We start from the raw sequence: 10143 nt of genomic DNA on the forward strand, positions 1-10143 counted from the left end.
ATTTCGACACTTGTCGGCGGGTCCGGGGCAAACAACATCACCGGCCGGCCGCGAAGGGGTGCTTCGCGACCGGCCGGTGAGTGGTGAACCGTCAGGGGCGACCCATGCCCCGGTACTCCCAGCCGGCCTGGGTCCACAGTGCCGAGTCGAGGCAGTTGCGCCCGTCGACGACCTTGCGGCCACCGACCAGCTCGCCCAGGGCGACCGGGTCGGCGTTGCGGAAGTCCGCCCACTCGGTGAGGACGCAGACCAGGTCGGCGCCGGCGACCGCCTCGTTGATGCCGGCCTCGTAGGTCAGCTCCGGCACCGCGCGGCGGGCGTTCTCGGTGCCCTGCGGGTCGTACACGTGCACGTCGGCGCCGGCCTTCTGCAGCAGCGCGGCGACCGCGAGCGCCGGGGCGTCGCGGACGTCGTCGGTGTTGGGCTTGAAGGTGGCGCCCAGCACGGCGATCCGGGTGCCGGAGAAGTCCGGGCCGGCCGGCCCGGAGCGGCGGCCCAGCAGGTCCGCCGCGAGCTGGAGCACGCGGGTCCGGCGGCGCAGGTTGATCAGGTCGACCTCGTGCAGGAAGCGCAGCGCCTCACCGGCGCCCAGCTCCTGCGCGCGGGCCTGGAAGGCGCGGATGTCCTTGGGCAGGCAGGCGCCACCGAAGCCGAGGCCGGCCTGGAGGAACCGGTTGCCGATCCGGGGGTCGTACCCGATCGCGCGGGCCAGCTGGGTGACGTCGCCGCCGCTGGCCTCGCAGACCTCGGCCATGGCGTTGATGAAGGAGATCTTCGTGGCCAGGAACGCGTTCGCCGCGACCTTGACCAGCTCGGCCGTCGCGAAGTCGGTGACCACCAGGGGCACCTCGCGGTCCTCGGTGGCGGCCAGGTCGAAGACGCCCTTGTGGGCGGCGTAGAGCATGCCGTTGGCCCACTCGCTCTTCACGCCGACCACGATCCGGTTGGGGCGCAGCACGTCGTCGACGGCGAAGCCCTCCTGGAGGAACTCGGGGCTCCACGCCACCTCGACGCCCAGGTCGCCGGGGGTGTGCTTGCCGACCAACTGCTCGACCCACTCGGCGGTGCCCACCGGCACGGTGGACTTGCCGACGATCAGCGACTTGCGAGTCAGGTGCTGCGCGAGGCTGGTCACCGACGCCTCGACGTACGACAGGTCGGCGCCCATCCCGTCGGCCCGCTGCGGGGTGCCGACGCAGATGAAGTGCACGTCACCGAACTCGGCGGTCTCGGCGATGTCGGTCGAGAACCGCAGCCGGCCGGCGGCCAGGTTGCGCTTGAGCAACTCGTCCAGGCCCGGCTCGTGGATCGGCACCTCGCCGGCGTTCAGCATCGCGATCTTGTCCGCGTCGACGTCGAACCCGAGCACCTCGTACCCGAGTTCCGCGTAGCAGATGGCGTACGTCGCACCGAGGTAACCGGTCCCCAGGAACGTCACCCGCGGCCGAGGCGCGCCCGAAGGCGGCGTCACCGCGGCGATGGCGGGGGTCGGCTGGATGGTGGGGTAGGGGATCGTCACGCCTGTCTTCTCCGCTCGCACTGGCGGCGCGTCGTCGCGTCGCATTCTGCTGCGGCGCCTGGCGGGGCACCGGAGGGGTGGCTCACTGTCTGCCTTCCATCATCGCCCAGCGGCGCGGGTGCTCCCTCATGCCCATACCTACGCGCCGGTAACATCACCTGAACTGCAGTCGCTATCCTTCAGTCTGCGCGGTCGGCGGTCAGGGGAGGCCACAGACTGCGCATGATAGCGGTGAAGGGGAGGGGCCGACATGGCCGCAGGGGAGTCGTTCGACGTCTACCGGTTGCCCGAGGAGCACGAGGCGATCCGGGAAGCGGTCCGTGAGGTCTGTACCGCCAAGGTGGCGCCGCACGCCGCCGAGGCCGACGAGACCGGGGAGTTCCCGAAGGCGTCCTACGACGCGCTGCGGGCCGCCGACTTCCACGCGCCGCACATCCCCGAGGAGTACGGCGGAGCGGGAGCGGACGCGCTGGCCACCGCCATCGTGATCGAGGAGGTGGCACGCGCCTGCGCGTCCTCGTCGCTGATCCCCGCGGTGAACAAGCTCGGCACGATGCCGCTGCTGCTGTCCGGTTCCGCGGAGATCAAGCGCCGCTACCTGACCCCTGTCGCGGCGGGCGACGCCATGTTCTCGTACTGCCTCTCCGAGCCGGAGGCGGGCAGCGACGCGGCGTCGATGACGACCCGGGCGGTGCGTGACGGGGATCACTGGGTGCTCAACGGCGTGAAGCGCTGGATCACCAACGCCGGCGTCTCCGAGTTCTACACCGTCTTCGCCGTCACCGACCCCGCCGCCCGCTCCCGGGGCATCTCGGCCTTCGTGGTCGAGAAGTCCGATGTCGGTGTCAGCTTCGGTGCGCCGGAGAAGAAGCTCGGCATCAAGGGCTCGCCGACCCGCGAGGTCTACCTGGACAACGTGCGGATCCCCGCCGACCGGATGATCGGCGCGGAGGGCAGCGGCTTCGCCACCGCCATGAAGACCCTGGACCACACCCGGGTCACCATCGCCGCCCAGGCCGTCGGGATCGCGCAGGGCGCGCTCGACTACGCCAAGGGGTACGTGGCCGAGCGCCGCCAGTTCGGCAAGGCGATCGCCGAGTTCCAGGGCATCCAGTTCATGCTCGCCGACATGGGCATGAAGCTTGAGGCGGCGCGGCAGCTCACGTACGCCGCCGCCGGCAAGTCCGAGCGGGGCGACGCCGACCTGACCTACTTCGGCGCGGCGGCCAAGTGCTTCGCCTCCGACGCCGCCATGGAGATCACCACCGACGCGGTGCAGCTGCTGGGCGGCTACGGCTACACCCGTGACTACCCGGTCGAGCGGATGATGCGCGACGCCAAGATCACCCAGATCTACGAGGGCACCAACCAGGTGCAGCGCATCGTCATGGCGCGGCAGTTGCTGAAGGACTGAGCGCGGCGGTCGGCTCGTTCACGCCCTCACCGGGGCCGGATCGACGGCAGGCTATCGGCCGAACATCCGGGGACATCGAACGCCTAAGATCTCCTGCATGCCCGGATACCGCGACTTCCAGTCCGGTCTGCGGTTCCTGCCGACGCTGGTGATCGCCCCCGACGGGAGCCAGATCGCCTACGTCGATGACCGGAACGGTCAGTTCAACCTGGTCACGCAGTCGTTGCCGGACGGCGGCACGCGTCGGCTGACGGCCAGCACCGAGTCGACGGTCCGCCGGGTTGCCTGGCATCCCGGCGGGGAGTGGCTGTTGTTCCTGGCCGATCACCACGGGAATGAGAACACGCAGCTGTACCGGATAGCCGCCGACGGCGGGGATCCGGTGCGGCTGACCGACATGCCGGACGTGCAGTTCTCCGCGGCCGAGGGCGATCCGTTCTCCTCAGACGGCAGGTTCGTCGCATACTGCGGCAACGATCGGACTCCCGCCGACCAGGATGTGCTGGTGCTCGACCTGTCGTCCGGCGAGGTACGGCGGGTGTACGCCAGCGGTGGCCGGACGTACCCGGGCCACTGGTCGCCCGACGGGACCAGGCTCACCGTCGCCGAGTGGCGGACCACCAACAGTGACCACCTGGTGTACGTCGCGTCCCTGGACGGCGCCGAGCCCCGTTCGCTGACGCCACGGGACGGCGTGGCGACGTACCGGTTGGGCCCGTGGCTGCGAGACGGCAGTGGTTTCCTGGTCCTGTCGAACGCCGGACGGGAGTTCACCGGTCTGGCCGTGATGGACGCGGACACCGGCACTCTCACCTGGCTGGACACACCGGACTGGGAGGTGGAGGAAGTCGCCCTCTCGGGTGACGGGCGGGTGCTGGTGTGGAACGTCAATGTCGACGGCTTCTGTCAGCTGCGCGGTCGTGACCTCGGCGCCGGTACCGAGATCCGGATGCCGCAACTGCCCGCCGGGGCGGCAACCGGCCTCACCGTCTCCGCCGACGGGCGCTTCGTCGTGCTGCGATTCTCGACGGCGACCCAGCCGTGGAACATTCTCCTGATCGAACTCGACACCGGAAAACTCCGGTGGCTCAGCGACGCCCGGCCGGTCGCGGCCGACCCCGCCACCTTCGTCGAGCCGACATTGGTCCGCTATCCGGCCAGCGACGGCCGCCAGATTCCCGGCTACCTCTACCGTCCCGAGCGTCGGGCCTCAGCCGGTGTCCTGATCTCGGTGCACGGCGGTCCGGCCTGGCAGGAGTTGCCGGTCTACATGTACGACGGCTTCTACCAGTACCTGCTCGCGCACGGGGTCGGCGTCCTCGCCCCGAACATCCGTGGCTCTCTCGGCTACGGCCGTGCCTACTCGGACCTGGTGAACCGTGACTGGGGCGGCGGAGATCTGAGGGACCTCGCCGACGCGGTCACCTTCCTGCGCACCCAGGAGTGGGTCGATCCGGCCCGGATCGGGATCATGGGCGCCTCGTACGGCGGCTTCGCGGTCCTGTCCTGCCTCAGCCGGCTGCCGGAGTTGGACTGGGCTGCCGGCGTCGATCTGTACGGGCCGAGCAATCTCGTCACTCTGGCGCAGGCGGCGCCTCCGACGTGGCGTTCACTGGTGGCCACGGTGATCGGCGATCCGGAAGCGGACGCGGACCGGCTGATGGCCCGGTCACCGGTGACGTACGCGGACCAGATCCGGAGCCCGTTGCTGGTGATCCAGGGGGCCAACGACCCCCGGGTGCCCCAGCACGAGAGCGATCAGATCGTGCGACGGCTGCGGTCCCGCGGCGTGGAGGTGCGGTACGAGATCTTCGCGGATGAGGGGCACGGCTTACTCCGTCGGGAGAATCAGGCCACGGCGTTCGCGGACGCGGGCGAGTTCCTGGTCAGGCACCTCGGCGACTGACGCGGGCCGCGTGACGCCCCCCACAGCGGGAACGTTGTACGGGTCCCGGGCGTTGGCGAGCGAGAGGATCACCACCGGATGATCGCTTCATTCGGCCACCCCACCACGACCCCTGCCTCGTCACTCTCTCGTTGCCCGACGTCGGACAACGGGCACCACGCCTCGTAGCTGTGGATGCGCTGACGCCGTGACGACGCACAAGCTTCCCCAGAGAGATCGAGATGATGAAGCAGTTGGTGGACAAGACCGGACGCGACTCCCGGGCGGAGAACACGGGCACCTCCGAGGCCGTGCTGCCCGGCGACCTGATGACCAACCGCCAGCGGGCGCAACTCGTCCTCGTGCTCGGCGCGTTGATCGCGATCGGCCCGTTGACCATCGACATGTACCTGCCGGCGCTGCCGGCCATCACGGCGGGTCTGCAGACCACCGAGACGGCCGTGCAATTGACGCTCACCGGCACGCTTGTCGGCCTCGCGCTGGGCCAGTTGCTGGTCGGGCCGCTCTCCGACGTGGTCGGGCGGCGCCTGCCGCTGCTCGCCGGGCTGGCCGCGCACATCGTGGCCTCCGTGCTGTGCGTCTTCGCGCCCAACATCGCCGTGCTCGGCGCGCTGCGCGTCCTGCAGGGCCTCGGCGTGGCGGCCGCCACCGTGGTCGCCACCGCCGTCGTCCGCGACCTGTTCAGCGGCGCCTCGTTCGCGCGGATCTTCTCGCGCCTGATGCTGGTCATGGGTCTGGCGCCGATCCTCGCGCCGACGCTGGGCAGCGGGCTGCTGCGCTGGACCGAGTGGCGGGGTGTCTTCGCGGCGCTTGCCGTGCTGGGCGCGTTGCTGATCGTCGTCGCGGCGTTGCAGCTGCCGGAGACCCTTGCGGTGGCACGCCGTCGACACGGCGGGGTGGCCGCGACCCTGCGCGACTACCGGGGGCTGCTCAACGACCGCGCGTTCGTCGGTCTGGTGCTCGTCGCCGGGCTGGCCATGGCGGCACTGTTCGCGTACGTGTCCGGGTCGTCCTTCGTCCTGCAGGACCAGTACGGCCTCGACGAGCAGCAGTTCGGCCTGGCCTTCGGCGCCGGTGCCGTCGGCCTGATCGGGGGCACCCAGTTCAACGTCCGGCTGCTGCGGCGCTACACCCCGCAGCAGATCCTCGTCAGCGCCCTGATCGCCGGAACGGCCGCCGGACTGCTGCTGGTCGTGTTCGCCGCCACCGGCTTCGGTGGCCTCGGCACCCTGCTCGCGTCGCTGTGGCTCGTGCTGGCCGCGGCGGGCCTGGCCCTGCCGAACGCTCCGGCGCTGGCCATGAGCCGGCACAGCGAGGCCGCTGGCACGGCCGCGGCGCTGCTCGGTGCCGTGCAGTTCGGCGTCGGCGCGTTGTCGGCGCCCCTGGCCGGCCTGTTCGGCACGGGGAGCGTACCGATGGCGATCGTCATCGCGGGCGGCATGGCCGCGGCGCTGGCGGTCATGGTCCTGGTCGTGCCCCGCGCCACCCTCGGCGCGGTCGACCCGGACCTGGCCGTCGCCGTGCACTAGAGAGCCAGCCCTGGCCGTCGCCGCGCAGCAGAGAGCGCCCAGCCCTGGCCGTCGCCGCGCAGTGGAGAGAGGGCGGGCCGGGTCTCCCGGCCCGCCCGACGATCAACGGATCTCGGTGGTGTCCTCGGGACGCGACTGGCCGCGCGGCGGGGCGGACCACGGCGATTCACCGCCCACCCGGCGGGGCAGCGGTTCGGTAGGCGTCGGATCCGCCGGGTAACCCAGGGTCAGCGGAGCGGTGTCGCGCTCCGCGGTCTCGGGCGACGGCCAGTCGGTGAGGGTGAAGTCGTCGCTGCGCGGGCCGTCCGCAGGCGCCGGCGTCAGGGCCGGCGCGGTAGCGGCCTGCGGCCACTGCCGCCAGCGTTGACCGCTGAACGTCGCCATCAGCAGCAGCAGGCCGAGCAGGAAGAGCGTGCCGTTCTCCACCGGCAGCCGCAGCGGCAGCGGGTCACCGAGCACCTTCCACCCCTGCGGGATCGCGTCGCGCACCTCGAAGGGCGCCACGAACATCCCGACATAGGGGGTGACCAGCAGCAGCCCGGCCACCAGCGGGCCCGCCGGTGAGAAGCGCAGTGTGCCGAGCAGCCCGAGCAGGACACCGCCGACGCCGAGGTACACGGCCGGCTCGATCAGGTTGGCGGTGTTGAAGGTGCCGATCTCCACCCAGCGGTCGACCGTCCGGCTCGACCCGTCCTGCCCGAGTGTGACAAGCGCCCACGTGATGGGTGCCACCACCAACCCGGCGAGGAAGCTCCAGAGATGTCGCATCCGCGCACCGTACCGTTTCCGGCATGACCGAGCACCTCTCCGCCGCTCCGACCGGCAAGCCGACGTCGTACTCCCGCGTCACCCTCAGCAAGATCATGACCGCGGTGGACGTGAACCTCTACGGGACCGTCCACGGCGGGGTCCTGATGAAGTTCGTCGACGACGTGGCGGGCGCCGCCGCGGCCCGGCACAGCGGCGGAACGGCGGTCACCGCGGCGATCGACGAGATCGTCTTCTCCGAGGCCGTCCGGGTCGGTGACCTGGTGCACGCGCACGCCCAGGTGAACTGGACCGGGCAGACGTCGATGGAGGTGGGCGTGCGGGTCGTCGCCGAGCGGTGGGACTCGGCCGAGGACGCCCCGGTGCGGGTGGCCACGGCGTACCTGGTCTTCGTCGGGGTGGACGTCGGCGGCGCGCCGCGCACGGTCCGTCCGGTGCTGCCGGAGACGCCGGAGGACGAGCGCCGGTACCGGGAGGCCGAGATCCGGCGCGAACACCGCCTGGCCCGCCGCCGGGCCATCCAGGCGCACCGGGCGGGCTGAACCACATGGGTGGAGGCGCCGCAGTGTGGGCCGGGCACGCGTCGATCGGCGTACCCGGTGCGCAGAATGGCGCTTCGAGGTAGGGCAAGATGGCGCCACGGCCCATTCACAGTGTCGTGCGGGGCCAGGGGAGGGTGGAGCAGTGGGTGACGTGCTGTGGACGCCGCCGGCGGACGTGCTCGAGCGGTCCCGGATCGGCGACTACCTGCGTTGGCTGCGAGAGCACCGTGGGCTGGACTTCGCCGACTACGACGCGCTGTGGCGGTGGTCGGTCACCGACCTGGACGCGTTCTGGCGCTCGATCTGGGACCACTTCGAGGTGATCGCGCACACCCCGCCGACCGCCACCCTGGCCGAGCGGGGGATGCCGGGTGCCCGCTGGTTCCCCGGCGCCACCCTCAACTACGCCGAGAACGTGCTGCGGATGCCGGGTCGCGCCGACGACGATCCCGTCGTCCTCGCGCACGGCCAGACCCGGCCGCCGGTCACCCTCACCGCCGGGGACCTGCGCGAGCAGGTCCGCCGGGTGTCGGCCGGTCTGCGCCGGCTCGGCATCACCGCCGGTGACCGCGTGGCGGCGTACGCCCCCAACATTCCGGAGACGTACGTCCTGCTGCTGGCCACCGCGAGCCTGGGCGCGATCTTCTCGTCCTGCGCGCCCGAGTTCGGTACGCGCAGCGTCACCGACCGCTGGCAGCAGATCGAGCCGACGGTGCTTGTCGCCGTGGACGGCTACCGCTACGGCGACAAGCCGGTGGACCGTCGTGCCGAGGTCGCCGCGATCCGGGCCGCCCTGCCGTCGCTGCGCCACACCGTGAGCATCGGCTACCTCGACCCGACGGGCCCCGCGCCCGAGGGGGCACTGGGCTGGGCCGAGCTTGCCGCGCCCACCGACGAGCCGTTGACGTTCACGCCGGTGCCGTTCGACCACCCGCTGTACGTGCTCTACTCCTCGGGCACCACCGGCCTGCCGAAGCCGATCGTGCACGGCCACGGCGGCATCCTGCTGGAACACCTGAAGATGCTCGCCCTGCACCACGACCTCGGCCCGGCCGACAGGTTCTTCTGGTTCACCACCACCGGCTGGATGATGTGGAACTTCCTGGTCTCCGGGCCGGCGGTGGGCGCGGCCATCGTGCTCTTCGACGGCAACCCGGGGGTCCGGGCGGAGCCCGGCCGGCCGGCCGAGCCCGACCTGGGCGCGCTGTGGCGGCTGGCGGCGGAGACCGGCACCACGTACTTCGGCACCTCGGCGCCCTTCCTGCTGGCCTGCCGCAAGGCCGGCCTGGTGCCCCGCGAGGTCGCCGACGTGTCCGCGCTGCGCGGCGTCGGCTCCACCGGTGCGCCGCTGCCCGCCGAGGGCTTTCACTGGGTGTACGACACCGTCGGCGACCAGGTGCAGCTCCAGTCGCTGTCCGGCGGCACCGACGTGTGCACGGGGTTCGTCGGCGGGGTGCCGCTGCTGCCGGTGTACGCCGGTGAGATCGCCTGCCGCGCGTTGGGCGCCAAGGTGGAGGCCCGCTCGGCCGACGGCACCCCCGTGATCGGCGAACTGGGCGAGCTGGTGATCACCGAGCCGATGCCGAGCATGCCTGTGGGTTTCTGGAACGACCCGGACGGCACCCGCTACGCCGAGGCGTACTTTTCCGTCTACCCAGGCGTCTGGCGGCACGGCGACTGGATCACCATCAACTCCCGCGGCGGCTGCGTGATCACCGGGCGCTCCGACGCCACACTCAACCGTGGCGGGGTCCGGCTCGGCACCGCCGAGTTCTATTCGGTGGTCGAGGGCCTCGACGAGGTCGTCGACTCGGTGGTGGTGCACCTGGAGGACGACGAGGGCGGCGCCGGCGAGCTGCTGCTCTTCGTGGTGCTGGCCGACGGGCTGACCCTGGACGACGCGCTGCGGAAGAAGATTTGCCGCGAGCTGCGTACCGCGCTCTCGCCCCGGCACGTGCCCGACGAGATCCACCAGGTCCGCGCCGTGCCCCGCACCCTTTCGGCGAAGAAGTTGGAGGTGCCGGTCAAGAAGATCCTCACCGGCACCCCGGTCGACCAGGCCGCCGCGAGGGGCGCGCTGGTGAACCCCGAGTCCCTGGCGTCCTTCGCCACCTTCGCCGAACGCCGAACCACGATCCAGCGGCCCGCCTGAAGGTTCCTGCCGGACGGCTCACCCGGGCCCAGGCCCGGCGCGGTGCTGGCCATGTGCGGTGCTGGCCACGTGCGGTGCTGGCCACGTGCGGTGCTGGCCGTGTGCGGATGCCGGTCACCTGTGGGGCCGGCCACGTGCGGGGGCTGTCACCTGCGCGGCCGGCCACGTGCGGGGGCTGTCACCTGCGCGGCCGGCCACGTGCGAGGGCTGTCACCTGCGCGGCCGGCCACCTGCGCGGCCGGCCATGTGCCACCAGCAACCTTTGCTCTGCTTACGCCGACGCAACGGTCTGGGCCTCCCAGCGTTGCGTCGG

At 71.5% G+C, this 10143-nt stretch carries 7 protein-coding genes; 5 read left to right on the top strand and 2 right to left on the bottom strand.

From position 1 onward, the window contains the following. Window positions 1–91 precede the first annotated feature (91 nt). The gene (locus tag MILUP08_RS06080; protein ID WP_007455751.1) at window positions 92–1519 is read right to left on the bottom strand and encodes a UDP-glucose dehydrogenase family protein; all 1428 of its coding nucleotides are present in this window, start codon (window positions 1517–1519) and stop codon (window positions 92–94) included. A 250-nt stretch (window positions 1520–1769) separates the two neighbouring features. On the opposite strand from MILUP08_RS06080, the gene MILUP08_RS06085 reads away from it, so the two are divergent. The 3 genes from MILUP08_RS06085 to MILUP08_RS06095 all read left to right on the top strand — a co-directional run bounded on the left by MILUP08_RS06085 (window position 1770) and on the right by MILUP08_RS06095 (window position 6368). Continuing rightward, the gene (locus tag MILUP08_RS06085; RefSeq protein ID WP_007455753.1) at window positions 1770–2933 is read left to right on the top strand and encodes an acyl-CoA dehydrogenase family protein; all 1164 of its coding nucleotides are present in this window, start codon (window positions 1770–1772) and stop codon (window positions 2931–2933) included. Between the two features lie 97 nt (window positions 2934–3030). Beyond that, a complete protein-coding gene (locus tag MILUP08_RS06090) occupies window positions 3031–4839 on the top strand; it encodes a S9 family peptidase (RefSeq protein ID WP_007455755.1) in 1809 nt (602 codons plus the stop codon). Between the two features lie 308 nt (window positions 4840–5147). Further along, window positions 5148–6368 carry a multidrug effflux MFS transporter gene (locus MILUP08_RS06095; RefSeq protein WP_039907365.1) on the top strand — a complete coding sequence of 407 codons (1221 nt, stop codon included), beginning with the start codon at window positions 5148–5150 and terminating at the stop codon, window positions 6366–6368. A gap of 102 nt (window positions 6369–6470) precedes the next feature. Here MILUP08_RS06095 and MILUP08_RS06100 read toward each other — a convergent pair whose 3' ends face one another. Beyond that, window positions 6471–7136 (bottom strand): hypothetical protein, encoded by a 666-nt coding sequence (locus MILUP08_RS06100; protein WP_007455761.1) that lies wholly within the window; start codon window positions 7134–7136, stop codon window positions 6471–6473. Window positions 7137–7159: 23 nt separating this feature from the next. On the opposite strand from MILUP08_RS06100, the gene MILUP08_RS06105 reads away from it, so the two are divergent. Both MILUP08_RS06105 and MILUP08_RS06110 read left to right on the top strand, forming a co-directional pair. Beyond that, complete coding sequence (locus MILUP08_RS06105; RefSeq protein WP_007455764.1) at window positions 7160–7678, top strand: acyl-CoA thioesterase; 519 nt, start codon at window positions 7160–7162, stop codon at window positions 7676–7678. Window positions 7679–7820: 142 nt separating this feature from the next. Continuing rightward, a complete protein-coding gene (locus tag MILUP08_RS06110; protein ID WP_007455766.1) occupies window positions 7821–9830 on the top strand; it encodes an acetoacetate--CoA ligase in 2010 nt (669 codons plus the stop codon). Window positions 9831–10143: the final 313 nt, after the last annotated feature.

Source organism: Micromonospora lupini str. Lupac 08 (assembly GCF_000297395.2).
GTDB classification, from domain to species: Bacteria; Actinomycetota; Actinomycetes; order Mycobacteriales; family Micromonosporaceae; genus Micromonospora; species Micromonospora lupini.